The organism is Kitasatospora sp. NPDC097643, from assembly GCF_040302625.1.
Classification (GTDB): Bacteria; Actinomycetota; Actinomycetes; order Streptomycetales; family Streptomycetaceae; genus Kitasatospora.
Map to the genome: position 1 here is coordinate 34,151 of NZ_JBEOSA010000058.1, position 25,435 is coordinate 59,585.

Annotated in this window: 24 protein-coding genes; 13 read left to right on the plus strand and 11 right to left on the minus strand. The window is 74.3% G+C overall.

Features of this window, described 5'->3' with window-relative positions; all coding sequences use genetic code 11:
* Nucleotides 1-293: 293 nt before the first annotated feature.
* The 3 genes from ABTY15_RS29805 (at nt 294) to ABTY15_RS29815 (ending at nt 3,574) form a co-directional block, all read left to right on the plus strand.
* Nucleotides 294-1,802 (plus strand): PucR family transcriptional regulator, encoded by a 1,509-nt coding sequence (locus tag ABTY15_RS29805; protein WP_350602106.1) that lies wholly within the window; start codon nt 294-296, stop codon nt 1,800-1,802.
* A 109-nt stretch (nt 1,803-1,911) separates the two neighbouring features.
* A complete protein-coding gene (locus ABTY15_RS29810) occupies nt 1,912-2,277 on the plus strand; it encodes a YciI family protein (RefSeq protein ID WP_350602107.1) in 366 nt (121 codons plus the stop codon).
* A gap of 55 nt (nt 2,278-2,332) precedes the next feature.
* On the plus strand, nt 2,333-3,574 hold the full coding sequence (locus ABTY15_RS29815; protein ID WP_350602110.1) for an RNA polymerase sigma factor: 1,242 nt from the start codon (nt 2,333-2,335) through the stop codon (nt 3,572-3,574).
* Between the two features lie 20 nt (nt 3,575-3,594).
* Here ABTY15_RS29815 and ABTY15_RS29820 read toward each other — a convergent pair whose 3' ends face one another.
* A complete protein-coding gene (locus tag ABTY15_RS29820; RefSeq protein WP_350602144.1) occupies nt 3,595-4,062 on the minus strand; it encodes a MarR family winged helix-turn-helix transcriptional regulator in 468 nt (155 codons plus the stop codon).
* Nucleotides 4,063-4,204: 142 nt separating this feature from the next.
* Here ABTY15_RS29820 and ABTY15_RS29825 point away from each other — a divergent pair, with 142 nt between their 5' ends.
* The gene (locus ABTY15_RS29825) at nt 4,205-4,987 is read left to right on the plus strand and encodes a dioxygenase family protein (protein WP_350602111.1); all 783 of its coding nucleotides are present in this window, start codon (nt 4,205-4,207) and stop codon (nt 4,985-4,987) included.
* 49 nt (nt 4,988-5,036) lie between these two features.
* On the opposite strand, the gene ABTY15_RS29830 is transcribed toward ABTY15_RS29825, so the two are convergent.
* Nucleotides 5,037-5,684 carry an NAD(P)-dependent oxidoreductase gene (locus ABTY15_RS29830; protein ID WP_350602112.1) on the minus strand — a complete coding sequence of 216 codons (648 nt, stop codon included), beginning with the start codon at nt 5,682-5,684 and terminating at the stop codon, nt 5,037-5,039.
* 480 nt (nt 5,685-6,164) lie between these two features.
* Here ABTY15_RS29830 and ABTY15_RS29835 point away from each other — a divergent pair, with 480 nt between their 5' ends.
* Nucleotides 6,165-6,557 (plus strand): peptidoglycan-binding domain-containing protein, encoded by a 393-nt coding sequence (locus ABTY15_RS29835; protein WP_350602113.1) that lies wholly within the window; start codon nt 6,165-6,167, stop codon nt 6,555-6,557.
* Nucleotides 6,558-6,671: 114 nt separating this feature from the next.
* Here the strand turns inward: ABTY15_RS29835 and ABTY15_RS29840 are convergent, their stop codons facing one another.
* From ABTY15_RS29840 to ABTY15_RS29850, 3 genes are read right to left on the minus strand one after another with little or no spacing between them, the layout of a single operon-like run.
* The gene (locus ABTY15_RS29840; RefSeq protein ID WP_350602115.1) at nt 6,672-7,064 is read right to left on the minus strand and encodes a VOC family protein; all 393 of its coding nucleotides are present in this window, start codon (nt 7,062-7,064) and stop codon (nt 6,672-6,674) included.
* A 20-nt stretch (nt 7,065-7,084) separates the two neighbouring features.
* Nucleotides 7,085-7,660: a GNAT family N-acetyltransferase gene (locus ABTY15_RS29845; protein WP_350602116.1), complete on the minus strand. Its 576-nt coding sequence runs from the start codon at nt 7,658-7,660 to the stop codon at nt 7,085-7,087.
* Entirely contained in the window at nt 7,657-8,169 is a 513-nt protein-coding gene (locus ABTY15_RS29850) for a group II truncated hemoglobin (protein WP_350602118.1), read from the minus strand. Before ABTY15_RS29850 ends, ABTY15_RS29845 begins: the two co-directional genes overlap by 4 nt.
* A 196-nt stretch (nt 8,170-8,365) precedes the next feature.
* On the opposite strand from ABTY15_RS29850, the gene ABTY15_RS29855 reads away from it, so the two are divergent.
* Nucleotides 8,366-9,901 (plus strand): AMP-binding protein, encoded by a 1,536-nt coding sequence (locus ABTY15_RS29855; protein WP_350602120.1) that lies wholly within the window; start codon nt 8,366-8,368, stop codon nt 9,899-9,901.
* On the opposite strand, the gene ABTY15_RS29860 is transcribed toward ABTY15_RS29855, so the two are convergent.
* On the minus strand, nt 9,894-10,838 hold the full coding sequence (locus ABTY15_RS29860; RefSeq protein ID WP_350602123.1) for a helix-turn-helix transcriptional regulator: 945 nt from the start codon (nt 10,836-10,838) through the stop codon (nt 9,894-9,896). The genes ABTY15_RS29855 and ABTY15_RS29860 overlap by 8 nt on opposite strands.
* A gap of 146 nt (nt 10,839-10,984) precedes the next feature.
* Between ABTY15_RS29860 and ABTY15_RS29865 the strand changes: the two genes are divergently transcribed.
* The gene (locus ABTY15_RS29865) at nt 10,985-11,785 is read left to right on the plus strand and encodes a TIGR03084 family metal-binding protein (RefSeq protein WP_350602124.1); all 801 of its coding nucleotides are present in this window, start codon (nt 10,985-10,987) and stop codon (nt 11,783-11,785) included.
* An 18-nt stretch (nt 11,786-11,803) separates the two neighbouring features.
* Here ABTY15_RS29865 and ABTY15_RS29870 read toward each other — a convergent pair whose 3' ends face one another.
* From ABTY15_RS29870 to ABTY15_RS29885, 4 genes are all read right to left on the minus strand, one after another.
* Nucleotides 11,804-15,157 carry an error-prone DNA polymerase gene (locus ABTY15_RS29870; protein ID WP_350602126.1) on the minus strand — a complete coding sequence of 1,118 codons (3,354 nt, stop codon included), beginning with the start codon at nt 15,155-15,157 and terminating at the stop codon, nt 11,804-11,806.
* Between the two features lie 109 nt (nt 15,158-15,266).
* On the minus strand, nt 15,267-16,985 hold the full coding sequence (locus ABTY15_RS29875) for a Y-family DNA polymerase (RefSeq protein ID WP_350602127.1): 1,719 nt from the start codon (nt 16,983-16,985) through the stop codon (nt 15,267-15,269).
* Between the two features lie 28 nt (nt 16,986-17,013).
* Entirely contained in the window at nt 17,014-17,808 is a 795-nt protein-coding gene (imuA', locus tag ABTY15_RS29880; protein ID WP_350602128.1) for a DnaE2-dependent mutagenesis accessory factor ImuA', read from the minus strand.
* 151 nt (nt 17,809-17,959) lie between these two features.
* Nucleotides 17,960-18,736 (minus strand): alpha/beta fold hydrolase, encoded by a 777-nt coding sequence (locus ABTY15_RS29885; RefSeq protein WP_350602130.1) that lies wholly within the window; start codon nt 18,734-18,736, stop codon nt 17,960-17,962.
* Between the two features lie 141 nt (nt 18,737-18,877).
* Here ABTY15_RS29885 and ABTY15_RS29890 point away from each other — a divergent pair, with 141 nt between their 5' ends.
* The 6 genes from ABTY15_RS29890 to ABTY15_RS29915 all read left to right on the plus strand — a co-directional run bounded on the left by ABTY15_RS29890 (nt 18,878) and on the right by ABTY15_RS29915 (nt 24,589).
* The gene (locus tag ABTY15_RS29890; protein ID WP_350602132.1) at nt 18,878-19,468 is read left to right on the plus strand and encodes a DinB family protein; all 591 of its coding nucleotides are present in this window, start codon (nt 18,878-18,880) and stop codon (nt 19,466-19,468) included.
* Between the two features lie 417 nt (nt 19,469-19,885).
* A complete protein-coding gene (locus tag ABTY15_RS29895) occupies nt 19,886-22,003 on the plus strand; it encodes a hypothetical protein (RefSeq protein ID WP_350602133.1) in 2,118 nt (705 codons plus the stop codon).
* The gene (locus ABTY15_RS29900) at nt 22,000-22,479 is read left to right on the plus strand and encodes a hypothetical protein (protein ID WP_350602134.1); all 480 of its coding nucleotides are present in this window, start codon (nt 22,000-22,002) and stop codon (nt 22,477-22,479) included. Before ABTY15_RS29895 ends, ABTY15_RS29900 begins: the two co-directional genes overlap by 4 nt.
* Before the next feature lie 87 nt (nt 22,480-22,566).
* Nucleotides 22,567-22,821 (plus strand): hypothetical protein, encoded by a 255-nt coding sequence (locus tag ABTY15_RS29905; protein WP_350602135.1) that lies wholly within the window; start codon nt 22,567-22,569, stop codon nt 22,819-22,821.
* Nucleotides 22,822-22,917: 96 nt separating this feature from the next.
* Nucleotides 22,918-24,102 (plus strand): SUKH-4 family immunity protein, encoded by a 1,185-nt coding sequence (locus ABTY15_RS29910; RefSeq protein WP_350602137.1) that lies wholly within the window; start codon nt 22,918-22,920, stop codon nt 24,100-24,102.
* A gap of 112 nt (nt 24,103-24,214) precedes the next feature.
* Nucleotides 24,215-24,589: a hypothetical protein gene (locus tag ABTY15_RS29915; RefSeq protein ID WP_350602139.1), complete on the plus strand. Its 375-nt coding sequence runs from the start codon at nt 24,215-24,217 to the stop codon at nt 24,587-24,589.
* A 7-nt stretch (nt 24,590-24,596) separates the two neighbouring features.
* Here ABTY15_RS29915 and ABTY15_RS29920 read toward each other — a convergent pair.
* The coding region (locus tag ABTY15_RS29920; RefSeq protein ID WP_350602140.1) for an MFS transporter at nt 24,597-25,435 on the minus strand (839 nt) is incomplete at its 5' end.

Below are 25,435 nucleotides of genomic sequence, written 5' to 3' on the forward strand. Positions count from 1 at the left end.
CGACCCGGGAGGGGGTTACCCGAGCGGAGGCCAGGACATTCGCAGATACCACGCTGAAAGCAATCTTTCAGCCGCATCCACCATGGATGGAACCGGCTACAGCTCGCATCTGCAATCGGTCGGACCACTGGTTGCCCGCCTCGCGCCCGGGCCCCGCACTGGGTGATCCGACAAGAAGACTAACGCTCACTCCACTTGCATTTACGATGCCTGTGCGCACCTGAACCTTGCACCTGCGAGACATGGTCCCGCGCAGCGCACAAGGGCGAGAGCGAGTGGGAGATGAGCGGAACATGATCGTCGGAGACCTGCTGAACCTCGACGACCTGGACATCAGGCTGGCCTGGGGCACCCCGGACCTGCTCGACCGCCCCGTCAGCGGCGTCAGCTCCACCGACCTCCAGGACCCGGCCCGCTACCTCCAGCCCGGCGAACTCGTCCTCACCGGCCTGGTCTGGTGGCGGCCCGCCGACGCCTCCGGCGCACTGCGCTTCGCCACCGCGCTGCGCAGCGCCGGCGTGGCGGCCCTGCTCGCCGGCGAGGGCACCCACGGCAGCATCCCGGAGAGCCTGGCCGAGGCCTGCCGCACGCACGGCATCCCGCTGCTGGCGGTGCCCGCCGGGGTCAGTTTCCGGGCCGTCACCGACCGCGTCTACCTGCGGCTCTGGGGCGACCTGCGGGCCGGCGCCGAGGACACCGCCGCCATCCCGGAGACCGTCCGGCGCGAGCTGCTCGACCTGATGCACGCCGACGCCGACCCCGGCGAGGTGCTGGCGCACGCGGTCGGGCGGCTCGGGGTGCCGGACTGCTCGATCACCACCGCCGGCGGCCGGACCGTCGCCACCACCGCCACCCCGGTACCACCCGCCGGACGCGGCGAGGCCGGGCTGCCGATCGGATCGCAGGACGGCTCGCCGTTCGACGGCTGGCGGCTGCGCCCGCACGTCCGCTCCGCCGCGGCCGGGCCGATGCTGCACGGGCTCGCCGAACTCCTCGCCCCGCTCGCCGCCCGGGCCCGGGCCGTGGCAGCCGCCCGGCGCCGGGCCGCCGGGCGGCTGCTGGACGTGCTCGCCGGGGCGGACGGCCTCGCCGAGGCACTGGCCGACTGCGGGCTGAGCGGGTCCGAGCCACTGGTGGCGGTCACCGCGCGGATCGACCACGGCCCCGGCTCCGGCACCGCCGTGCCCGCCGTCTGGGCCGGGTACGCGCTCGCCGAGGCACTGCACCCGCTCGGTGTCCCGTACGCCGCCGGCACCGACCGGACCGGGCGCTCCGCCGCACTGGTGGCCGCGCCCGCCGAACGGGTCGCCGAGCAGCTGCGCCGGACCCGGCCCGCGCTCCAGGCCCGGCTGGCCGGCCGGCGCACCCTGCGGGTGGGGGTCGGCCCGGCCGCCCCGCCGCAGCCCGCCGCGCTGCGGGCCGCGCTGGTGCAGGCCAGGTACGTCCTGGCGGGCTCGGCCGGGCCGGTCGGCAGCGCGGCCGAACTCGACTCCCTGGACGGGCTGTTGCGCGGCATCCCGCCGGAGGTCACGGCCGCCTTCCACACCCGGCTGCTGGCCCCGCTCGCCGCCCACGACCGGGAGAACAGCGTCTCGCTGCTGGACACCCTGGCGGTCTTCCTGGACCACGACGGCTCCTGGGCACGGACGGCGGAGTCGCTGCACATCCACGTCAACACCGTGCACTACCGGATCCGCCGGATCGAGGAGCTGACCGGCCGCAACCTGGCCCGACTGCGGGACCGGCTCGACCTGCGGGCGGCCCTGCTCTGCGCACCGTCGCCGGCTCCGGCCACCCGGTGACCTCCTGGCCGGAAAAATTCTTCGCGGCGGGTGTCGATCCGGCGCCGGCCCGTTCGACGCAGGGGTGAGCGGCGGGGAGAGGCCCCGCCCGCCCTACCGAGGAGTCACCATGCCGCGCTTCATGACGCTGATCCGCATCGACGAGCAGGACCGCGAGGGCTGGGAGCCGGACCCGGGCTTCGAGCAGCGGATGGGTGAGCTGTTCGAGGAGATCACCAAGGCCGGGGTGATGCTGGACACCGCCGGGCTCACCCCGACCGCCCAGGGCACCCGGCTCACCTGGACCGACGGGAAGATCGACTACACCGACGGGCCGTTCACCGAGACCAAGGAGGTCGTCGGCGGCTACGCCATCCTGCAGTGCAAGGACAAGGCCGAGGCCCTGGAGTGGACCCGCCGCTTCCTGCACACGCACCCGGCGAACTGGACGGTCGAGGCGGAGCTCCGCCAGATCGACGAGATGCCGCAGCCGTAGTGCCGGTCGGCGCCCGGTTTGCCTCCCGTTCCGCCGGCTGCTCTGATGGGTGGCCGTGACGGAGCGGGAGGCGGCGGGCGCCGTCGAGGCGGTTTTCAGGATCGAGTCCGCGCGGATCATCGCCGCGGTCACCCGGATCGTCCGGGACGTGGGCATCGCCGAGGAGCTGGCGCAGGACGCCCTGGTGGCGGCCCTGGAGCAGTGGCCGCGCGAGGGCGTGCCGGAGCGGCCCGGCGCCTGGCTGACCGCCACCGCCAAGCACCGGGCGGTCGACCTGGTGCGTCGCCGGGAGACCTACGCCCGCAAACTCGCCGAGATGGGGCGGTCCTTGGCGGACGTCCCGGCGCCGGAGCCGACCGAACCCGACGACATCGACGACGACCTGCTGCGGCTGATCTTCACCGCCTGTCACCCGGTGCTGTCGGCGCCGTCCCGGATCGCGCTCACCCTTCGGCTGCTCGGCGGGCTGACCACCCCGGAGATCGCCCGCGCCTTCCTGACCACCGAGCCGGCCGTGGCGCAGCGGATCGTCCGGGCCAAGCGCACGCTGGCCCGGGCCGGGGTGCCGTTCGAGGTGCCGTCCGGCGCGGACCGGGCGCAGCGGCTCTCCTCGGTGCTGGAGGTCGTCTACCTGATCTTCAACGAGGGCTACTCGGCCACCGCCGGGGACGACCTGCTCCGCCCGCAGCTGTGCGAGGACGCGCTGCGGCTGGCCCGGGTGCTGGCCGGGCTGATGCCCGCCGAGCCCGAGGTGCACGGGCTGACCGCGCTGCTGGAGCTCCAGGCCTCCCGGACGGCCGCCCGCACCGGCCCGGACGGCCGTCCGGTGCTGCTGGCCGAGCAGAACCGCGCCCGGTGGGACCGGCTGCTCATCCGGCGCGGCTTCGCGGCGCTGCAACGGGCCGGCACCGGGTCGTACTCGGTGCAGGCCGCGATCGCCGCCTGCCACGCCAAGGCGGTGCGCTACGAGGACACCGACTGGGCGACGATCGCCGCGCTGTACGGGCGGCTGCTGGTGCTGACCCCGTCGCCGGTGGTGGCGCTGAACCGGGCGGTGGCGGTCTCGATGGCCGAGGGCCCGGCGGCGGGGCTGGAGCTGGTGGACGCGCTGGCGACGGAGCCCGCGCTGCGCGGGTACCACCTGCTGCCGAGCGTCCGAGGCGACCTGCTGGCCCGGCTCGGGCGGGCGGCGGAGGCCCGGGCGGAGTTCGAGCGGGCGGCGGAGCTGACCCGCAACGAGCGGGAGCGCGAGCTGCTGCGGGAGCGGGCGGCCTGGGTGATGGAGGGCGGCGTCTAGGGCCTGTCCGGCGGGCCGGGTCAGGGCGTGTCGTCGAGGCGCAGCCGGGCGCTGACCTCGCCGAGCCCCTCGGCGAGCACCGCCAGCTGCTCCCGGGTGAGCACGTCGATCAGCAGTTCGCGGACCAGGGCGACGTGCCCGGGCGCGGCCTGGCGCAGGGTCTCCCGACCCTGGTCGGTGAGTTCGGCGAAGACGCCGCGCACGTCGCTGGGGCAGGAGCGGCGTCCGACCAGGCCCATCCGTTCCAGCTGGGTCACCTGGTAGGTGAGGCCGCTCTTCGAGGTGACCAGCTTGTCCGCGAGTTCGGTCATCCGCAGCGAGCCGGCCGGGGCGGCGGAGAGGTGCACCAGGATCTCGTACTGCTGGTGCGAGAGGCCGGAGTCCTCCTTGAGCTGGCGCTCCAGGCGGCGGTTGAGCAGGTTGCTCGCGACGACGAAGCCCCGCCAGGCGGCCATCTCGTCCTGGTCCAGCCAGCGGGGTTCGTTCAGTGAGGACATGGGGGAAGCCTACTCCTGTTGTTCAAATTCGAACGAAGGTGTACGGTCGGTTCATAGAGGTTCAAATTTGAACTATCAGTCCTGTCAGCCTCGCCCCTGCCAGCCCCTGTCAGCCCCTCCGGAGGAGGACCCCATGAGCGCCGCGGCCCCCGGGCGCATGCCCGCCCTGTACCTCTCGCACGGCGCGCCGCCGCTCGCCGACGACCCGGTCTGGCCCGGCCAGCTGGCCGCCTGGTCCGCCGACCTGCCCCGGCCCACGGCCGTCCTGATGGTCTCCGCCCACTGGGAGGAGGCCCCGCTGGCCGTCGGCGCCGTCACCACCGTGCCGCTGGTCTACGACTTCTGGGGCTTCCCCGAGCACTACTACCAGGTCCGGTACGCCGCCCCCGGCGCACCGGAGCTCGCCGACCGCGTCCGCAAGCTGCTGCGCGCCCCCGGCACCCCCGTCCAGGACATCCCCGACCGGGGGCTCGACCACGGCGCGTACGTCCCACTGGTGGAGATGTACCCGGACGCCGACGTCCCGGTGCTCCAGATCTCGCTGCCCACGCTCGACCCGCAACGCCTGCTGGAGCTCGGCCGCCGGCTCGCCCCGCTGCGCGACGAGGGCGTGCTGATCGTCGGCAGCGGCTTCTTCACCCACAACCTGCGGGCGCTCAGCCGCGACGGCCGGGTCAGCTCCGTGATGGCCGAGTTCGACGACTGGGGCCGCCGCGCCCTGGCGGCGCAGGACCTGGACGCCCTGCTCGACTTCGAGCACAAGGCCCCGGCCGGCCGCCTCGCCCACCCGCGCACCGAGCACTTCGCCCCGCTGTTCGTCACCCTCGGCGCCGGCGAGACCGAGCTGGGCAGCCAGCGCAGCGTCATCGACGGCTTCTGGATGGGCCTGGCCAAGCGCTCGATCCAGCTGGGCTGACGCGGCCGCGGGAGCTCGGCGCGCGGCGGGTTCGGAGCGCGCGGCAGGTTCAGAGCGCACAGCAGGTGAAGCGCTCGCCGATGTGCTCGGGCTGCTCGATCTCGTCGACCAGGGCGACCGCGTAGTCCGGCACCGAGATGTGGCTGCGCCCGGCGGAGTCCACCAGCAGCTGCTCCAGGCCGGTGCGGTAGTGGCCGGTGCGCGGCCCGGGGCCGATCTCGGCGGCCGGGCTGAGGACCGTCCAGCGGATGTCGGCGACCGTGCGGTAGTAGTCCAGGGCCGCGCCGTGCGCGTGCATGATCTGTAGGACCGCCTCCGGCAGGCCCGGGGTGTCCCAGACCCGGCGGCCCGGCGCGGTCTCCAGGCCGCCCGCCCCGCCGACCGCGATCAGCCGGGGCGCCTCGCCGCCGAGCGCGCGCAGGCCCTCGACCAGCGCGCGGGCGGCCGGCTCGATCAGCGCGAGGTGGCCGGGCCCGTCGCCCCCGCCGACGGCGCTCACCAGCACGTCCCGTCCGGCCGCGACCCGGGCCACGTTCACCGGGTCCAGGACGTCGCCGCGCTCGACCGCGGCGGCGTCGCCCCGGTAGCGGTCCGGGTCGCGGACCACGGCGAGGACCTCGTGCCCGCGGGCCGCCGCCTCCGCGACGACCGCGCTGCCGATGGTGCCGTTGGCGCCGATCACGGCGATTCCAGCCATGCGGGTACCTGCCCTGTCTTTTGGGTACGGAACGGGCCTTTGGTGCGGAGCAGGCGTTGTGGCCAACAGCAGCCCCAATGCGCCGTTCTGACGCTGCCTCATGTCAGAGGCGCCACATCTGACACCGCCTCAGGCACCGTCGATTATCGGCCAACCCGGCGGCGAATCCCGGGCACGACGGCCCCGGCGGAGGCCGGAATTCCGCCCGGGCGGCGGCGATTCCGGCCATCGGGTAAAGGGTTCGGAGCACAGCAGGTCGGAACGTCGATCACCATCGAACTTTGCCGACCGGTCGGTCGGTCTGCAACGCCCACCCGGGCGCACTCCCACTCCCCTCCCACCGCCACGAGGGCCTTAGGGGCTTTCGGGCCAACCCGGCCTAAGGGGCTGTCGGGCCGGGCCGGTGCGTCGCAGGATTCATGGCGACGGGTGGGACGGATCGTCCCTCCTGTGACCCATGCGACTGAGGAGCATCAACTCATGCAGAAGAAGTGGGCACTTCGCGCCGCCACCCTCACCCTGGGTGCGGGCGCCGCTCTCGGTCTCGCCGTCGGCACCGCCAACGCCGCCTCGCTGATCCAGTGGGGTGACAGCGGCTCGCAGGTCGCCTGCCTCCAGCAGGGCCTGGACTACGTGAACAGCGCCGGCCTGAACGTGGACAGCCAGTTCGGCCAGCTCACCTACACCGCCGTGGTCAACTTCCAGGCCCGGCACGGCCTGGACAAGGACGGTCAGGTCGGCCCGCAGACCGGCGGCGCCCTGAAGACCGACGTCCGCAACTCCTACTACGCCTTCCTGCACTCCGGCGACAACTACGACGCGGGCCTCATGAGCAAGTGGATGAGCAACTGCAACTGGCAGATCCCGGGCTGACCCGCTGCCCCGTCCGCAGCCGTGAGTGACTGACTCCGAGGGTGGTTTCGCGTCGTGCGCACGACACGAAACCACCCTCGTCGCCTGTCGGGCGGGGATCCGCCGAACGAGCGGTCAGGCGCCGGCGCTGTCGGTGGCGATCCGCTCGGCCTGGCTGCGCTCGACGCAGAACTCGTTGCCCGCGGGGTCGGCCATGGTGACCCACCCCTTGCCGTCCGGGGTACGGCGGTCCGCGAGCACCGTGGCGCCCGCGGCGACCAGCCGCTCGACCTCCTCGTCGCGGGAGCGGTCCTGCGGCTGGAGGTCCAGGTGGATCCGGTTCTTCACCGCCTTGCCCTCGGGCACCCGGATGAACAGCAGCGAGACACCGGCGGACTCCACCAGCACCTCATCGTCGCCCGGGTTGTCGTCCTTGCCCAGGGCGCCGTCCAGCACCTCGACCCAGAAGCCGGCGAGGCCGTACGGGTCGGCGCAGTCGATCGTCACATGTCGTACCAGAGAAGCCATGCGCCTACTCTGACCGGCCCTCAACAGTGCCGTCCAGCCGGTTTCGCCGGCCGGTGTCGGGAGTGCCGGTGGCCGTCCAGCGGGAACTCCGGCGGCAGGGCCGTCAGCAGCTCCCGGAAGGCGTAGCCGCTCTTCTCCGCCACCCGGCAGGAGGCCAGGTTGTCCACCTGGTGCAGCAGGTCGATCCGGACCAGGCCCTCGGCGGCGAAGGTGTCGAACGCCCAGGCGGTCAGCGCCTCCACCGCGCGCGGGGCCACCCCCCGACCCCGGGCCGGCGCCGCCGTCCAGTACCCCACCTCGGCCGCCGGCCCGCCCGGGGTGGCGCGCTTGAGCGCCACGTTGGCGACCAGCGCGCCGGTGTCCGGCTCCAGCACCGCGAAGCTGTACCGGCTGCCCTGCTCCCAGCCCCGGTACTGGAGGCCCAGCCAGTGCGCGGCCTGCTCGGCGTCGTCCACCGGGTTCAGGGTGAAGTGGCGCAGCGTCTCGTCCCGGTAGGCCTCGATCAGCGCCGGTGCGTCCTCGTCGCGGAACGGGCGCAGCAGCAGGCCTTCGGCGACCGGGTGGGCGGCGCCGGCGAGTACGGACCCCGCGGTCACCGGAGGCCCTCCCAGCCCCAGCGCGGGGTCGGGCCCGGGTCCCCGAGGTCGGCGTCGGGCTGCATCCCGGAGACGTCCTCGGCGATCCTCGTGCCCCAGTCGAAGTACTCCAGCACCCGGCGGCGCAGCAGCTCGTCCTCGGGCAGCTCCTTCGCCACGGCGGCGGCCATCAGCTCCATCCAGCGCAGCCGCTGCTCCTCGGTGATCGCCAGGCCGAGGTGGGCGCGCAGCAGCGACTGGTGGCCGCCGAGGTCGGCGGTGAAGCGGGCCGGGCCGCCGAAGACCTCGGCCAGCCAGACGGCGACGTGCTCGATGTGGGTGGTGGTGAAGTTCGCGAAGACGGGCGCGAGGAGGGGGTCGGCGAGGACGCCCTCGTAGAAGGTGTTGCTGAGGCGGCGCAGGGTGTCGATCCCGCCGACGGCCTCGTAGAGGGTGTCGGGCCGTTCCTCGCTCATGGTCTCCCCCGTGTTCATGCTCTCCCCCGTGCTCATGGTCTCCCCCGTGCTCATGGTCTCCCCCGTGGGTGGGTGCGGCCTGGTGCTTGCGACAGTCCTAGCAGGTCGACGGCCGGTCCGTCGTGCCGGCCGGCCGTCTGTTCGCGCCCGGCTCAGCAAGCGGAGGAACCGGTTCCCGCCGGTGCGTTCGGACGGGTGACACCCCCGATCGGGGGTGTGCAGCGGGCGGCGGGGGGAGGACAGTGGGCGCATGCAGATTCCACTCTCCGTGCTGGACTTCCTCGACCGGGCCGAGCTGGTCTATGGCGACCGGGTCGGCATCATCGACGAGCCGGAACAACCGGCCGAGTCCTGGGGCGAACTGACGTACCGCCGGATCGCCGAGCTGGCGCGGGCCCAGGCAGCCGGGCTGGACCGGCTCGGCGTGGGGCCGGGCGAGCGGGTCGCGGTCGTGTCGCACAACTCGGCCCGGCTGATGACCTCGCTGTTCGGGGTGAGCGGTTACGGGCGCGTGCTGGTTCCGGTGAACTTCCGGCTGAAGGCCGAGGAGGTGTCGTACATCGTCGAGCAGAGCGGCGCCTCCGTCCTGCTGGTCGACCCCGAACTCGCCGACCCGCTGGCCGGGGTGGTGGCCAAGCACAAGTTCGTCATCGGCGCCGACAGCGACGCACTGCTCTACGACTTCGACAACTCCCCACGGCGGTACGGGATCTCCGAGAACGACACCGCCACGATCAACTACACCAGCGGAACCACCGCCCGCCCCAAGGGCGTTCAGCTCACCCACCGCAACGTCTGGCTGAACGCGCTGCTGATGGGCCTGCACTTCGGCGCGAGCGACCGGGACGTCTACCTGCACACCCTGCCGATGTTCCACGCCAACGGCTGGGGCCTGCCGTTCTCGCTCACCGGGCTGGGCGCACAGCACGTGGTGCTGCGGAAGGTGGACGGCGCGGAGATCCTGCGCCGGGTCGAGCGGCACGGCGTGACCTTCCTGTGCGGGGCGCCCGCCGTGGTCCAGATGGTGCTGGACGCGGCCGCCGACTGGGACGGCCCGGTGCCGGGCCGCGACCGGGTGCGGATGATCGTGGCCGGCGCCCCGCCGCCGACCTCCGTGGTGCAGCGGGTCGAGGAGGAGCTGGGCTGGGAGTTCATGCAGATCTACGGCCTGACCGAGACCTCCCCGGTGGTCACCGTCAACCGCTCGCGCGCCGAGTGGGACGCCCTGCCCGCCACCGAACGGGCCGAGCGGCTGGTGCAGGCCGGCGCCCCGGCGATCGGCACCCAGCTGCGGGTCGACGGGCAGGGCGAGGTGCTGGTGCGCTCCAACACCGTGCTGGACGGCTACTGGCGCCAGCCCGAGGCGACCGCCGAGGCGATTCGGAACGACTGGTTCCACACCGGCGACGGCGGCACCCTCACCGACGGCTACCTGACCATCTCGGACCGGAAGAAGGACGTCATCATCAGCGGCGGGGAGAACGTCTCCTCGATCGAGGTGGAGGACTGCCTGTACGGCCACCCGGCGGTCGCCGAGGCGGCGGTGATCGGGGTGCCGGACGAGAAGTGGGGCGAGACGGTCAAGGCGCTGGTGGTGCTCCGGGAGGGCAACGGCGGCGTCACCGAGGCCGAGCTGATCGCGCACTGCAAGCAGCGGCTGGCCGGCTACAAGTCGCCCACCTCGGTGGAGTTCCGGGACGTCCTGCCGCGCACCGCCACCGGGAAGTTGCAGAAGTTCCGGCTGCGCGAGCCGTACTGGGCCGGGCGGGAGCGGCAGGTCAACTGACCTCCGGGGCTGGGCGGCCGGCGCGCCCTTCCTGAACGGCGCGCCCCTGGACTGCGCGCCTCTGAACGGCGTGCTCCTGGACGGCGTGCTCCTGGACGGCCGGGTCCAGCAGGCCCGACTCGCGTGCCGCCAAGGCGAGTTCGGTCCGGTTGCGGACGCCGAGCTTGTGCATCGCGGCCTTCAGGTAGCCCGTCACGGTGTTGCAGGTGAGGCCCAGCCGGGCGGCGATCTCCGGGTTGGTCCGGCCGGTCGCCGCCCAGCGCAGCACCTCGTGCTCGCGCCGGGTCAACGGCGGTGCGGGGGCGGCCCTCCGGGGGGACGCCGCGACCTTCCGGGGCGCCGGGGCGGTCCAGGCGGCCGCCCCGGCGAGCGCCCGGGTGGCGGTCGCGGCCAGCTTCCCGACGGCGGCGATCCGGACGTCCCCGAACGGGACGACGGCGCGCAGCGAGGCGTACACCACGCCGTACACGGTGCCGCCGTGCAGCAGCGGCACCGTGAGCATCGCGTACAGGTCCTCGGCGGTGACGGCGGCGTCGTAGTGGTGCGAAATGGTCGTGGCGGCGCGGTAGTCGGGCACCCAGCTGGGTGCGCGTTCGGCCAACGCGCGGCCGCCGAGGCCGGTGCCGGCCGGGACGGCGAGGTCGTGCAGCAGATCGGCCCGGGTGCCCGCCCAGTGCCGCAGCACCATGCCCTCGCCGCCGCCGCTGCGGCCGGGCAGCCGCTCCGGCACGCCGACCAGGCCGACGTCGGCGCCGCACTCGGCCACCACCCGGCGGGCGAGGTCGCCGAGCACGGCGTCCCGGACCAGCGCGGCGGCACGTGCGGCGAGGTCGGTGTCGCCGTCGGGGTCGTCGGGAACGTTGTCCGGAACGTTGGCTGGAACGTTGGCTGGAACGTTGGTGTGCGCAGGGGAAACGGGGTCCGCGGCCCTTGTCATCGCGCGATTGTCACACGCGGTACGGCCGGTGGCGAGACTCCTGACGTGCACGTTCCGTGGAGTGCCGGGCGCGGCCGCCGGGCCGGGGTAGGGTGCGGCCGTGCGTACCGATGAGTAAGGAAGTCGACCGAGGTGAGGGGACGCCCATGACGAACGTACTGGCCGGACTGCTGGCGGACCTGGCAGCCGAGAGCGCGGTGCTCGACGACCTGGTGGACGCCCTGCCGGCACCCGACTGGGCCCGCCCGACGCCCGCCGAGGGCTGGACCGTCGCCCACCAGATCGCCCACCTCGCCTGGACCGACGACTGGACCCTGCTCGCCGCACGCGACCCGGAGGGCTTCGGCGCGGCGCTCGACACCCGCTTCGGCGCGCTGCTGTCCGCCGGCGTCAACCCCGTGGACGAGGGCGCGACCGCCGGCGCGACCGAGCAGCCCGCCGCCCTGCTCGCCCGCTGGCGGACCGGTCGGGCGCAGGTGCGGACCGCGCTGGCCGCCGTTCCGGCCGACACCCGGCTGCCCTGGTTCGGCCCGCCGATGAAGCCTGCGTCGATGGCGACCGCCCGGCTGATGGAGACCTGGGCGCACGGCCAGGACGTCGCGGACGCGCTCGGCGTCACCCGGGAGCCGACCGCCCGGCTGCGGCACATCGCCCACCTGGGGCTGCGGACCCTCGGCTTCGCCTTCGCCGTGCACGGCCGGACCGCGCCGGAGGCCCCGGTCCGGCTCGAACTGACCGCCCCTGACGGGGAGTTGTGGACCTTCGGGCCGGCCGACGCCACCGACGTGGTGACCGGCCCGGCGCTGGACTTCTGCCTCCTGGTGACCCAGCGCCGCCACCGCGACGACCTCGCCCTCACCGCGACCGGCCCGGTCGCCACCGACTGGCTCCCGATCGCCCAGGCCTTCGCCGGCGCCCCCGGCAAGGGGCGGGAGGCCGGTCTCTGATCCGGCTGGACACCCCGTTCAGAGGCCGATCCGCAGCGGGGTGAGCCGGGTGGCGATCAGGTTGGTGGCGCCGCGGTCGCGTTCGACGTGACCGTGGACGAGCAGGCCGGCCCGGTCCAGGGCGGTGCGGCGCTGGGACTCCCAGACCGGGCGGTTGCAGATCACGTTGATCAGGCCGGTCTCGTCCTCCAGGCTGAGGAACAGCACCCCGCCGGCCGTCGGCGGCCGCTGCCGGTGGGTGACCAGGCCGCCGACCACCACCGCCGTTCCCGGTGGCACGTCCGGGAGTTGGGCGGCGGACAGGGCGCCGCCGCGGTCCAGGTGGGCGCGCAGGTGCTGGAGCGGGTGGCTGGTGGCGGAGGTGCCGGTGGCCCACAGGTCGGCGATGGTCTCCTCCACCGGGCTCATCCCGGGCAGCTCCGGCGCCTCGGCGCCGGGGGTGGTGCCCGGGATCAGCTCGGCCGAGATCCCGGCGAACGCCCCGGCCGCCCACAGTGCCTGACGGCGCGTCAGGCCGAAGCAGTCGAACGCGCCCGCCGTCGCCAGCGCCTCCAGCACCGGCGCGGGCAGGGCGGTGCGGCGGGCGAAGTCCTCCAGGTCGGTGTACGGCCGCCCGGCGGCGATCGCCTCGGCCTGCGGGCTGCCGATGCCGCGGACGGTCTCCAGGCCGAGCCGGATCGCCGGCTGCGGACGGCCCGCGGTCAGCGGCGGTTTCGGCGTCGGCCCCCGGTACGGCTCCAGGGTGGGCCGCGGCCCGCTGGCGTTGACGTCCACCCCGCGCACCCGCACGCCGTGCCGCCGGGCGTCCGAGACCAGGCTGAGCGGCGAGTAGAAGCCCATCGGCTGGTTGGCCAGCAGGGCGCACGTGAAGGCCGCCGGGAAGTGGTACTTGAGCCAGGCGCTGGCGTACACCAGGTAGGCGAAGCTGATCGCGTGGCTCTCCGGGAAGCCGTAGTTGGAGAACGCCTCGATCTTGCCGTAGACGTCCTCGGCGACCTCCGCCGGGATGCCCCGCTCGGCCATGCCGGTGAGCAGCCGCTCGCGCAGCCGGGCGACCCGCTCGTGCGAGCGCTTGGCGCCCATCGCCTGCCGCAGCCGGTCCGCCTCTTCGGGCGTGAACCCGGCGCAGTCGATGGCGAGTTGCATCATCTGTTCCTGGAACAGCGGCACCCCGAGGGTCTTGCCGAGCGCGTTCTCCATCAGCGGGTGCGGGCAGCCGGGCGGTTCCACCCCGGCCCGGCGGCGCAGGTACGGGTGGACGGAACCGCCCTGGATCGGCCCCGGCCGGATCAGCGCGACCTCGACCACCAGGTCGTAGAAGTGGTCCGGCTTGAGCCGGGGCAGCGTCGCCATCTGCGCCCGCGACTCGACCTGGAACACGCCGACGGTGTCCGCCCGCCGCAGCATCGCGTACACGCCCGGGTCGTCGTCCGGGATGGTCGCCAGGTCGTAGCGCAGGCCGTGGTGCTCCGCGACCAGCGCGCAGGTGTCGTGCAGCGCGGCGAGCATGCCGAGGCCGAGCAGGTCGATCTTGACCAGTCCGGCGCCGGCGATGGACTCCTTGTCCCACTGGAGGACCGAACGCCCCGGCATCCGGGCCCACTCGGTCGGGCAGATCTCGCCGATCGGCTCCCGGGTGAGCACCATGCCGCCCGAGTGGATGCCCAGGTGGCGTGGCAGGCCGTGGAGTTGGGAGGCGAGCGAGAGCACGTCGGCGGGGATGACGGCGTCCGCGCCGGGCGCGGAGCGGAAGTCGGTCTGCCGGCTGAACGCGTCCACCTGCCCCTGCGGGTAGCCGAGCACCCGGGCGGCGTCGCGGATCGCCAGCCGGGGCCGGTAGGTGATCACGTTGGCGACCTGCGCGGCGTGCTCGCGGCCGTACCGGCGGTAGACGTACTGGATGACCTCCTCGCGGCGGCGGTTCTCGATGTCCAGGTCGATGTCCGGCGGCCCGTCCCGGGCGGTGGAGAGGAAGCGCTCGAAGAGCAGCCGGTAGTGGACCGGGTCGACGGCGGTGATCCCCAGTGCGTAGCAGACCGCCGAATTGGCCGCCGAGCCGCGGCCCTGGCACCAGATGTCCTGGCTCCGGCAGAAGTCGACGATGTCGTGGACGATCAGGAAGTAGCCGGCCAGGTCGAGGTCCTCGATCACGTCCAGCTCCTTGGCCAGCTGGCGGCGGGCGGCGGCGTTGCCGGAGCCGAAGCGGGCCGGGCCGCCGGCGGCGACCAGGGCGCGCAGATGGCTGATCTCGGTCTCGCCCTCGGGAACGGGGAAGCCCGGCAGCTCCGGGTCCAGGGTGGTGAAGTCGAAGGCGCAGGCCCGGCCGAGCTCGACGGTGGCCTGCCGCACCCCCGGGAAGCGGGCCAGCCGGGCGGCCATCTCGCGGCCCGAGCGCAGGTGCGCGGTGCCGGCCGCACGGGTCCAGCCGGCCGCCTCCTGGAGGGTGCGGCGGTCGTGCAGCGCGGCCAGGCTCTGCGCCAGCCGGCCCTGGGCCGGGCCGGCGTGGTGCGCGTTGGTCGAGGCGACGGCGGTCAGGCGCAGGTCGGCGGCGAGGGCGGCCAGGGCGTCGTTGCGCCGGTCGTCACCGGGCAGCCACTGGTCGATCAGCTCGACGTGGACGTTGTCGCGGCCGAACGCCTCGACCAGGGTGTGGAGTTGGTGCCGGGCGCGACTCTGCTCAGGTGGGCCGTCGGGCGCGGCTGTCCTGTCGGCTGCGCCCGTCCTGTCGGCCCGGCCGCCGCTCCGGTCGCTGCCACTGCCACTGCCGCCTTCCAGGCTCGCCGGGACGCGGCCGAGACGGCAGCCGGTGAGCACCGCCCAGTGGCCGCCGTGCGCCTCGGCCAGCGTCGCGAAGTCGTACACCGGGCGGCCCTTCGCGCCACCGGCCAGCTGGGCGGCGGCGATCGTGGCGGACAGGCGGCGGTAGCCGACCGGGTCGCGGGCCAGGACCAGCAGGTGTTCGATCTCGTCGCTTCCGCCTCTCGCGCCTTTCGTCCCTTTCGCGGAGGCTGGGCGACGGAGCGTCAGTTCGGCGCCGAACGCGGTGGCCACGCCCGTCCCCCGGGCCGCCTCGGCCAGCCGGACGGCGCCGTACAGGCCGTCGTGGTCGGTGATCGCGAGCGTCTCGACCTCCAGCCGGGCCGCCTCGGCGACCAGGTCCTCCGGGTCGCTGGCGCCGTCCAGGAAGCTGAAGGCGGAGTGGACGTGCAGTTCGGCCCAGGGCACGGCGTCGCCGCGCCCGTCCGGCGCGACGGGGTTCTCCCGGGCGGGGCGGCGCAGCGGGACGACCGTACGGTCGGCCGCGGGTCCCGCGCCGGTCAGGCGGCGGTGCAGCTCGCTCCAGGGGAGGGTGGGGTGACTGGTGAAGCCCATCGGGGGTGTTGCCTTCGTTCGTGCCGTTCGTTGCCTCTCCCCCCTCGGGCGCGGGGCCTCGGACGCAGGGCCTCGGGCGCCGGGTTGGCGGCCGTCAGGTCGGCGGCCGTCAGTCGTAACCGGCCTCCAGGTACCACGCACCTCCCTCCACGGTGAGCAGCAGCGCCCGGCCGTCCCCCACCACGACCTGGAACCGCGCCCGGCGGCGGGCGAGCGACTGGTCCCACCAGCACTCGACCGCCGGCCAGGGCCCGGTCCAGCCGTCCACCCGCTCCTCCCGGCCGCGGACCACCACCAGGGCCGGCCGGGCCGACACCCCCGCCCGGCCGTCCACCGTGACCGGCCGCCCGGCCGCGTCCAGCACCGCCACCGGCGCCGGCTCCCGCAGCACCACGGCCGGCCACACGTCCGGCAGCCGCCCCGGCCACGGCGCGTCGGCCGGCGCCGTGGCCTCGTACGGCTCGCCCCACGGCACCCGGACCGCCTGCTCGCCCGGGCCGCGCCCGCCGGCCGGTTCGATCCGGCGCAGCCCGGCGTGCCCGAGCACCGCCTGCACCCGGGCCACCGCGCGCTCCACCCGGTCGTCGGCGACCGCCTGGCCCCACAGCGCCAGCTGGCGGCCCTGGTCCGGGGAGAGGCCGTCGGGGGCCAGCCGGAGCAGGGTGAAGCCGGTGTCGGGGGTATGGGAGGCGTCGGAGATGCTGGACGTGAACGTGCCCGCGCTCTGCCAGGCCTGGAGCTGCCAGCGGACCCGTTCGGCCAGCGCCGTCGCCGACAGCCGGCCCTCGTGCCGCCACAGCCGCGAGGCCGTCCGGCCGTCCGCGCACGCCACCTCCACCGCCACCCGCCGACAGGTCAGCCCGGCCTCCGCCAGCCGCTGGTGCAGCCGCTCGGCCAGCGTGCGGGCCACGAACACCAACGGCTCCGCCAGCGGCTCGGGCGGGTCGAAGCGCTGCTCGACGGCGAGGTCCGGCCCCTCCCCGCGCGGCACCAGCGGACGCGGTTGCAGCCCCCGGGCCAGCCGGTGCGCGACCGTCCCGGCCGGGCCGAAGCGGTCCGCGACCGCCTCGGGCGGCAGCGCGGCGAACGCCCCGACGGTCGGCAGGCCGAGCCGCCCCAACAGCTCTGCCAGCGCCTCGTCGCCGAGCGCCACCACCGGGTAGGGCGCGAGGAACTCCGCCGTCCGCCCGGCCGGCACCAGCACCCCGGCGCGGGCGGCCAGCACGGCGGCGAACAGGCCGTCGGCGACGCCGACCTGGGCGTGCGGGGTGATCCGGGGGGTCGTCTGCGGGCCGGACACGGCGTCCCCAGATGCGGCCTCGCCGGGCGTGACGTCCCCGGGTGCGACCTCGCCGGGCGTGACGTCCCCGGGCACGGCGTCCGGTACCGGCTGCCGTGCGAGGGCGTTCGCCACCGCCGTCCGGACCTTCGAGGCCAGCGCCTCCTCGCCGCCGAAGTAGCGGCCCGGCCCCTTCACCGGGATCGCGCACAGGCCCGGGCGGATCACCTCCACCCGGGGCGTGAACGCCTCCACCGCCGCGACCACCGGCTCGAAGCGGCGGGTCTCCGCCTCCGGGTCGCGGTCGCGCAGCTCCAACGCCGGGCAGAGCCGCTGGGCCAGCTTGAGCCGCTGCCCCTGCCGCACCCCGGCCGCCCGGGCACCCGCCGAACAGGCCAGGATCCGCCCACCCTCGGTCACCGCCACCGGGTCGTCGCCGGTGACGGCCACCACCGGCCAGTCCGGGCACCAGACCACCAGCACCCGCGGCGTCCTGCCGTCCGTCGGACCGGTCGTCCCCGGTTCGGTCGTCGTCGCTTCGGTCGTCACCGGTTCGGTCGTCGTCGGCTCGGCCATCTCAGACCACCGCCATGCGGTCGAGCGGGGCTTCCGCCACCTCGAACGCCTCCAGGGCTTCCACCAGAACCGGGCGCTCCAGAGCCGGGCGCTCCTGCACCGGCCGTTCCTGAGCCGGGCGCTCCTGCACCGGCCGCACCGCGCCGTGCTCGTCCGGCAGCCAGAGCCGGGCGGTCCGACCGCGCACCGCCGAGCCGCGCCCCTCGGCCACCACCTCCACCTGCCGCCCGGCGAGCTGTCCGTGCCCGTCCCCGAGCCCGAACCAGCGCCCGGACCGCACCCCCAGCCGCAGCACCGCCCCCGGCCACGGCCCGGCCACCAGCAGCACGCAGCCGCTGCGCCGCAGCACCGCCGCCAGCCGGGCGGCCAGCTTGGGCGGCACCGGCCCGTCCGGGCGCAGCATGATCAGTTCGACCGCCCCGGCCAGCACCGACACCACCTCGGCCCAGTGCGGCCCCGGGTCGTCCGCGACCAGCAGCCGCCGCAGGTCCAGCCCGTACCCCTCGGCCGCAGCCAGCCCCAGGTCCGGCAGTCCGACGGCCGCCGCCCAGCCGCCCTCGGTCTCCCGCACCCCGGCCGCGAGCGCCAGCAGCAGCCCGGCGTCCCCGCCCGCCACCGACACCGCCGTCCCCCGCCGCAGCCCGCCGTCCGGCAGCACCTCCCGCAGCGCCGGCACCACCGGCACCAGCCCCCGCCCGACCGCCTGCGCCCCCTCCCCGGGCGCAGCGGCCGACACCACCGGCCGGAGCGGCGGACGCTCGGCGATGGATTCGAAAACAGATTCGAAAACGGACACAGCCCCAGGATCGAACATTCGTTCGCAAAGATTCAAGTCCGCTCCATCGCCCCCATCCGTCACTCTCCGTGCCGCCCCACCTGGACAAAGGCCGGGCGCCCAAGGGCGGGCGCCCGGCCTCCGGTGCGGCGGGACGTTGGTACGACGGGGCTCAGCGGGCGGTGGCGTACAGCTCCTCGATCAGGCGGACGACGGAGGACGGCTCGCGCAGGGTCGGGTAGTGGTCGGAGGCCGCCAGCCGGACCAGGCGGCAGCCGGGGATCCGGTCGGCCATCTCCTCGTTGCAGCGCACCACCTCCGGGCGGTCCAGCTCGCCCAGCGCCAGCAGGGTGGGCGCCGCGATCTCCCCGAGCCTGCCGAAGGAGGGCTCACCCTCCTCCAGGTACCCGATGCTGCCGAACCAGGCGGGCAGCACCGCCCGCAGGTGCGCGGCCGCGACCGGGTCCGTCTCGGAGGTGCCGCCCCCGGCCATCCCCCAACTGCCCAGCCCGAGCCGGACGACCGCCTCCGTGTCACCGGCCTCGGCCAGCCGCGCCACCTCCTGGAACAGCTCCGGCTGGTCCAGCCCCTCGTACCCGGTGACCCCCGGGACGAACAGCGCGAGACCCGCCACCCGCTCCGGGGCGTCCAGCGCCAGGCCGATCGAGGTGGCGCCGCCCATGCTGGAACCCACCAGCACCGCACGCTCCAGCCCGAAGTGGTCGAGGACCGCGACGAGGTCCTCGACCGGGGAGAACCCGGCCGTCGGCGCGGGCGAGCGCCCGAAACCGCGGGCGTCGTAGCGGACCACCCGATGCCGCGTCGTGAGCGGCGGAAGCACCGGGTCCCAGATCGTGGAGTCGCCGACACCCGGGTGGACCAGCACCAGCGGCAGCCCGTCCCCGCCCGAGTCCGCCGCCCAGACTTCACCCTTACTGACAGTCACCATGGTTTCCATGCGATCAGTCTGAGTCGGCATCAGCTGGCTCGCCAGCGAGATCTCGGCCATGTCGGCGCCGGAGTGAGCGCAGGGATCCATGGGGATCGAAAACCGGTGGACGGGGCCGAGCAGATCAACAGACTGACAGCCATGACCGTCACCGACCCCAAACACGACCTCCGGATCTACCTCCAGGACGCCCGCGACGTCCTGCTGTGGAAGCTCGAAGGCCTCTCGGAGTACGACCTCCGCCGCCCCCTCACCCCCACCGGCACCAACCTGCTGGGCCTGGTCAAACACGTCACCGGCGCCGAGGCGCTGTACCTCGGCGAGACCTTCGAACGGCCCTTCCCCGAGCCCACGCCGCTCTGGATCCTCGGCCAGGCCGAACCCAACGCCGACCTGTGGGCCCGCGCGGACGAGAGCCAGGACGACATCGTCGGACGCTACCGCCGGGTCTGGGCCCATTCGGACGCCACCATCGACGCCCTCCCGCTCGACGCCACCGGCCGCCTGCCGTTCGGCGACCGCCCCGAACAGACCCTCCACCGCGTCCTCGTCCACCTGATCGCCGAGACCCACCGCCACGCCGGCCACGCCGACCTCGTCCGCGAACTCGTCGACGGCACCACCGGCCAGCGCCCCGACGGCATCAACACGGCCCCCGGCGACGCCGACTGGTGGAAGACCCACCACGCCCGCGTCGAACAGGCCGCCCGTGAGGCCGCCGGCTTGGAGTAGCCGGGGCGGGCCGGGTGGTCGGCAATGACCTCGACCACCCGCCCTGGTCCGGTCTCAGAATGCGTCTGCTGAGCCATCGTTGACTATGCGTTATGCTCGAGGCCGCTGGTGCGGAAGTCCTGCACCAGTCGCGCACCGCTCCGGTTATACGGAACTGCACGTCGCAGGGTTGGACCTGCAGCGTGAAGGGTGGCTGGCGCCCGTCGTCGACGGGAGCCCGGGTCCGACGGCCCGGCCGACCAGCAGCCCGCCTGGTTCCGTGGAATGCCGGTCGGCACGGAACAACACCGGACATGAGCCGGTGGGAGACCGTGACGGCGCTCGCCGCCCTTGTGACGGCGCGCAGTGGAGTCCTCGGTATGAGCCGGGACGGCAGCTCAGCCTGCGGCGCGTCGGTTCACGAAAGGGCGTTCTCCGATGAATCTCGACGACTTCGAGGACAACAACCTCCCCCCGCTGCTGCGTCGGCCCGACCCGATAGCCGACCCGGTGCCCGTCCCGCAGCTGCGCGGCCCGCGCAAGGCACTGCTGGACAATCCCGCGAACTCCCTGGACGAGGACGCGGCCAGCGTCGTCACCGCCGGCGCGGTCGACCCGACGCTGCTGCGGAAGCTGGTGGAAGCGCAGGGCGAGACCGCCGAAGCCGGCCTCCTGATGACCAAGCCGGTCGTGGGCGGAACCCTGTACGCGGTCCCGCCGCACCGCCGCTTCCTCTCCCTGGACGTGCTGCCCGACTTCGTCAACCAGCGGTGGGCGCACAAGGTGCACACCGCCATGGACGTCGCGCCGTCGACGACCGCGCCGGTCACCTACGAGACGCTGACCGACCGGGAGACCGGGCAGCCGCAGGCGCTCTTCGTGGTGCGCCTCGCGGACCGCAAGGCCCTGGCCGCCGCGGTGACCGAGAGCATGCGCAAGACGTTCGACGCCCAGGGCGGGAAGAACGTCTACACCGAGAGCGTGCTGCAGCACGGCATCAAGGAGCCACTGACGCTGTTCCTGGTGCGGGTCGTCTACGACGATGGCGTCGAGGAGACCTACACCGTCGCCGGCGACGGCAACAGCCGGCTCGTGAGCATGTGGCTCGCCCGCACCGGTGGCGACATCGACGCCGCGGCGGCCGCGTGCGTGGCCGCGGTGATCGGTCCGGTGGACCGCTCCGGGCCCAGTCGCCCGGCCGACCAGCGGGCCTCCCGCGCGAAGGTGGCGGAGATGGCCGCCCGGGTCCGCCGCGGCCTGGCCGAGCCGACGCTCACCGAGGCGACCCGCCGGGAAGGCCACACGCTCACCTTCCCCGCCATGGTGGTGGTCGGGGCACGCGCGGAGGACGGCTCCCGCCTGCTCGACCTGGTCGCCGCTCGGGACGATCTGGTGGCCAACCTCCACGTGCACGTCACGCCGTGGACCGACGGCGCGCAGAACACCCAGGGCATGCAGCGCGTGTACCGGCACGCCCTCCGCAACGGCTTGATCGTGAAGGACGTCTACCGGGTGCTGCTCGGTGAGGTGGGGCCCGGCACGATGCGCGAGCTGCTCGGACTGCCGCCGCACCGGCTGTGGTCGTCGGCCCTCCACCAGCATGCCGTGCTGGCCGGCGATCGGGCGCAGCAGATGAACCTGCTCATCAAGCAGGAGTTCGGCATGGGCCGGGCCGACCGGCAGCGCATCAGCGACCACTTGGCGGCCATGGCCCTGTCGGCCTACCGCAGTTCCGAGCGGATCGAGCCGGCCGTCCGCGCGTTCGGCAACGGCGGCACGATCACCGACACGGTGTGGAAGAAGCCGTGGCAGCTGACCACCGGCAGCGACGCGCTCAAGGTTCTCGACGAGATCCTCGAGCGGGCGGAGGCCGGCGAGGCCGCCGCCGTGGCCGAGTTGACCGTACTCGGAGGCACGGCGGCGATCCTCGACGGGTACATCACCCGCGACCGCGGCTCCAAGCTCGGTGTCACCAGGGACAGCGGCACCGCGCCGCTGCGCCTCACCCCGAACAAGCTGCTGGAGGTGCTGTCCGCTACCCGTGGCGGGCTGCGGATGCTCCACTCCATCGCGTACGCGCATGTCGCGGCCGACCCCGGCATCCTGCCCAAGCAGTTCCACACCGTCGAGCGCGAGATCGACGGTGTGCTCGTGCACGACGGCGAGCCCATCCGCGACAAGGCCGGCGCGATGGTCACCATCGACTACGAGTGGGACCTGGTGCACGCGGCCGACCCCGTCGAGTCCGCCGCGGCCATCGCGACGAACCAGAAGAAGCTCGCCAACGGCAACGGTGGTGGCGGCGGTTCCGTACCGGAGGACGTGCGCCAGCGGCGGCTCCTGGAGGAGTCGATCAGGAACGCCCGCAAGGCTGCGCACACGCTCGCGAAGATGACCCAGACCCACTCCCGTGGTCGAGAGGTCTTCGGCAGCCCCGAGGGTGTGGATCTGCTGCGGGAGCAGCTGAAGAATGTCGACGACATCCTCGTTCACTACGGGCCGGCCCGAACCGCGGTGCTGGACCTGGACGACGAGGGCGACGGTGACGACGCGTGAGTTTCGCGATACCGCTCCCTCGGCAGATCCACCGCCGGCTCGATCCCGTCGTCCGAACGCTGGCGCCACTGCTCGATGCCGGTACCCTGACCGCGAACGGAGAGCTGCGGGCCGACCTGACGTGCAGAGCCACCGTCGATACGGCCCGACGCGGCATCACGGCGGCAAGCGCGGTGTACATCGCCTGGGACGCTCGGTGCAGTTGCCGATACGTCGGCAGTGTCTGCCGCCAGAGCCCGACCGCGGTCGGTGACCGGCTTGCCGAGCACCACCAGCACCGCACCGAGGGCCCGGCCCGCCGCGCCGGGTGGGCCGTGCTGACCGTGCTGCCCGTGCGGGCCGACGCGCCACCGCGGATCGTCCAGGCGGCCGAGGGATGGGCCGCCCGCCTCCTCGGCCCGCTGGACGGCGCCGCCCACCCGCGGATCGATCTGGCGCTCCCGCCAACAGCGCTCGCCGCGTCCATAGGCCGATAGCGTCCCGCTGCCCCGCCCTGCTGCCGACGGCCGCGTCGACAGCAGGGCGGGGGTCTGGCCCGACAGTGCAGTTGCCGGGACGGCTGGGTGGCCGGTCTGGTCAGCAACCAGTCCACCGGCTACTGCCCGGACGTCAGCTGTTGGCCCGCCGTGGCCGCCGCCCTGGAGCGGGTCGGGGTCGGGCTGCCGCCGTCCGGGGGTTTCACCCACGCGGTGGTGTTCCGGCGTTGTCCGTCCTGCGGGCGGACGTCGGTGGTGCGCGAGGAGCACTATGTCTGTGTGTTCTGCGATGCCGACCTGCCGGAGCGGTGGAACGTCGACGAGGTCGGGCGGCAACGGTAACGGGAGGGGTCTGCCTGGGCGCGGCCGCTGTCGGGGGCGGCCGCTAGGGTTCTGTGGGGTCGGGGGTCGGGGGTTGTGCGGCGAAGGGTGGGGGACGTGGGGCACGCGGGGTGTGGGCGGGTCGCGGCGGGGAGCCTGCCGGGCGGGGTGGTGCACGCGGAGAGCCGGGAGTTCCTGCTGCGGGGCGGGCTGCCGGTGGCGGGGGCGTTCCTGGACTTCGGGGCGCTGACGGGCGGGGCGCTGGTGCCGGCGCGAGGTCCGGTGGCGGGTCCCGCGGGAGGGGCGGAACGGTTCTTCGTCCTCGGGGAGACGGAGTACTGCGAGCACTTCGCGACCGACGGCAGCCCGGTACTGCTGGACGGCGTGACCGGCGAGGTGTTCCTGGCCGGCCTGGTCGGCGGGGAGCTGCGCCGGGACCTGCTGGCCTCGGACCTGCCCGCGCTGGCCGCGCTGGTGCGGGAGGTGGAGGCGGTGGCCGAGGCGGCCCGCCGGGCCGACGCCCTGGGTGGGCGGCGCGGTCCCGCAGTGGTGGCCGAGGTGATGGCCGGGGCCGAGCGGCGGATGCGGGAGGTGGACCCGAGGCTGTTCGAACGGTCCGCGACGCCGCCCGCGCACTGGGGCACGGCGCTGCTGGTGCGGGCGTTGGGCTGGGGTGCGCTGCCGGGCGGGCCGGACGGGCCGGCGTACGAGATCGGCACGGAGCTGGTGGCGGAGCTCGCGGGCCTGACGGACGACGGCCTGGTGCACCGTTACCGGCCGGAGGAGCTGCCGTCCGGGCTGGTGCACGAGCCGACCAGGCGGCTGCTGACCGAGGTCGGGCTGCCGTCGGGCGGGGCGATGTTCGGGGCCTGCGGGGAACCGCTGGTCACGATGGCGGAGGCGTACCCGGAGTACTTCGACGGCGAGGAGGAGCGCCCGTACCAGCGGGAGTTCCTGGCACTCGGACACTGGCCCACCGATCTGATGATCGCCCTGGACGGCGTCACCGGCCGCCTGGAGCTGCCGGACTGGTACGACGACGGCCACCCCGAGGCCTACCTCAACCGCGACCTGTCCGCCCTGCTCTACGCCCTGTGGACGTACGAGCGGCTGCGCACCGAGTGGGAACGCTGGGACGACGGGCGCGGCGGCGGCACCTGGACGGTGTTCGACCCGCAGTCGCTGCTGAGCACGGCGGTGGACGGGGCGGTCGAGGCCGTGGACCCGGAGGCGTTCGCCTCACCCGGGCGCTCCTGGCGACTGCTCGCGGACGACGCGCACCTGGGCGGGCTGCTCGGGTGAGCGTCGGGGGTTCTCGGGGGTTCTCGGGGGTCCCTGGTGATCCTCCGGCGGGGGTCGGCGATCCCCGGTGTTCCGCACCGATTCGCCTGATCCCGGCCGGTACGCTGCCCTGGTGACGAACATCCGTACGGCGACCGGGCGGAGGCGAGCCGTCCTGCTGGGCCTCGGCGCCGCCCTCGCCCTCGTCACGGCGGGCGCGCTGTACGGGCTGCTGTACGCGCGGTCGCTGGACTTCGGCGAGCGCTGCGAGCAGGGCCTGGTGGCGGGCGGCGGGCGGCTGCTGGAGACGGGCGCCTCCTGGCTGCCGCCGGACGCGTGGTGCCGGTTCGAGGACGGGAGCGTGTCCACCACGCCGTTCTGGGCGCTGCTGGTGTTCTACGGGCTGCTGACCCTCGTCGTCTGCTCGGTGACCGCCCTGCTGCGCGGCCGCCACCCCCGCCCGTATCCGGGGATGACCTGGCAGCCGGGGCCGGGACCGGGCTGGTGATCCGTTCCTAGGACTGTCGTAGCGTCGGGCTGACGGTCGCGGCCGTAGCAGCCGGGGCAGCCGAAGTCGGGGTGGTGCCGGGCTCCGGGACGGGTGCCGCGGCAGGTTCCGGGACAGGTTCCGGGAGCTGGTGGCGGGTGCGGATCGGGGACAGGAAGACCGGCAGGAACGCCGTCGCGAGGACGGCACCGCCGAGCCACAGCGTGGGCCGCGGGCCGACGAGTTCGCCGAGCAGCCCGGACAGCGCGGAGCCGATGGCCATCGCACCGGTCAACAGGAAGCGGAAGGTGGCGTTCATCCGGCCGAGCAGCGCGTCCGGGGTCATCCGCTGGCGCAGGCTCACCCCGAGGACGTTGTCCATCCCGGTCTTGAGCGAGACCAGCAGCCACCCCGCCCCGGCGAGGAACAGCCAGGGGCCGCCGTCCAGCAGCGGGACGAGCAGCCCGGCGGGCGCCAGGCCGAGCCCGACCAGGCCGAGCGCCCGGCCGTGGCCGACCCGCGCCGCCACCGGCCGGGCGCACCGCGAGCCGAGCAGCACGCCGATCCCGCCGACCGCCCAGAACAGGCCCAACGCCCCTGCGGGCAGGTGCAGATCACGGACGAACAGCACCGGGAGCAGGGTGTTGACCAACTGGTAGCCGAGGTTGGTGAGGGCGGCGCTGACGGCGAGCGCGCGCAGTTCCCGGTTGCCGAGGACGTGCCGCAGCCCTTCGGCGATCTGCGCGCCGAGCCCGCTGCGGGCTCCGCCGGCGGTGTCGGCGGCGGCCGGGGCGGGCTCGGCGGCTGGGGCGGGGGCGGCGGCTGGGGCGGGGGCGGCGGCCGGGGCGGGGGCGGCGGCCGGGGCGG

Bases quoted from the DNA above. Each gene is read 5' to 3' on its own strand.
- ABTY15_RS29890 (WP_350602132.1), top strand. From the start codon at position 18,878: ATGACCGTCACCGACCCCAAACACGACCTCCGGATCTACCTCCAGGAC.
- ABTY15_RS29865 (WP_350602124.1), top strand. From the start codon at position 10,985: ATGACGAACGTACTGGCCGGACTGCTGGCGGACCTGGCAGCCGAGAGC.
- ABTY15_RS29840 (WP_350602115.1), bottom strand. From the start codon at position 7,064: ATGGCTTCTCTGGTACGACATGTGACGATCGACTGCGCCGACCCGTAC.
- ABTY15_RS29835 (WP_350602113.1), top strand. From the start codon at position 6,165: ATGCAGAAGAAGTGGGCACTTCGCGCCGCCACCCTCACCCTGGGTGCG.
- ABTY15_RS29825 (WP_350602111.1), top strand. From the start codon at position 4,205: ATGAGCGCCGCGGCCCCCGGGCGCATGCCCGCCCTGTACCTCTCGCAC.
- ABTY15_RS29855 (WP_350602120.1), top strand. From the start codon at position 8,366: ATGCAGATTCCACTCTCCGTGCTGGACTTCCTCGACCGGGCCGAGCTG.
- ABTY15_RS29870 (WP_350602126.1), bottom strand. From the start codon at position 15,157: ATGGGCTTCACCAGTCACCCCACCCTCCCCTGGAGCGAGCTGCACCGC.
- ABTY15_RS29830 (WP_350602112.1), bottom strand. From the start codon at position 5,684: ATGGCTGGAATCGCCGTGATCGGCGCCAACGGCACCATCGGCAGCGCG.
- ABTY15_RS29895 (WP_350602133.1), top strand. From the start codon at position 19,886: ATGAATCTCGACGACTTCGAGGACAACAACCTCCCCCCGCTGCTGCGT.
- ABTY15_RS29850 (WP_350602118.1), bottom strand. From the start codon at position 8,169: ATGAGCACGGGGGAGACCATGAGCACGGGGGAGAGCATGAACACGGGG.
- ABTY15_RS29860 (WP_350602123.1), bottom strand. From the start codon at position 10,838: ATGACAAGGGCCGCGGACCCCGTTTCCCCTGCGCACACCAACGTTCCA.
- ABTY15_RS29885 (WP_350602130.1), bottom strand. From the start codon at position 18,736: ATGGTGACTGTCAGTAAGGGTGAAGTCTGGGCGGCGGACTCGGGCGGG.
- ABTY15_RS29805 (WP_350602106.1), top strand. From the start codon at position 294: ATGATCGTCGGAGACCTGCTGAACCTCGACGACCTGGACATCAGGCTG.
- ABTY15_RS29810 (WP_350602107.1), top strand. From the start codon at position 1,912: ATGCCGCGCTTCATGACGCTGATCCGCATCGACGAGCAGGACCGCGAG.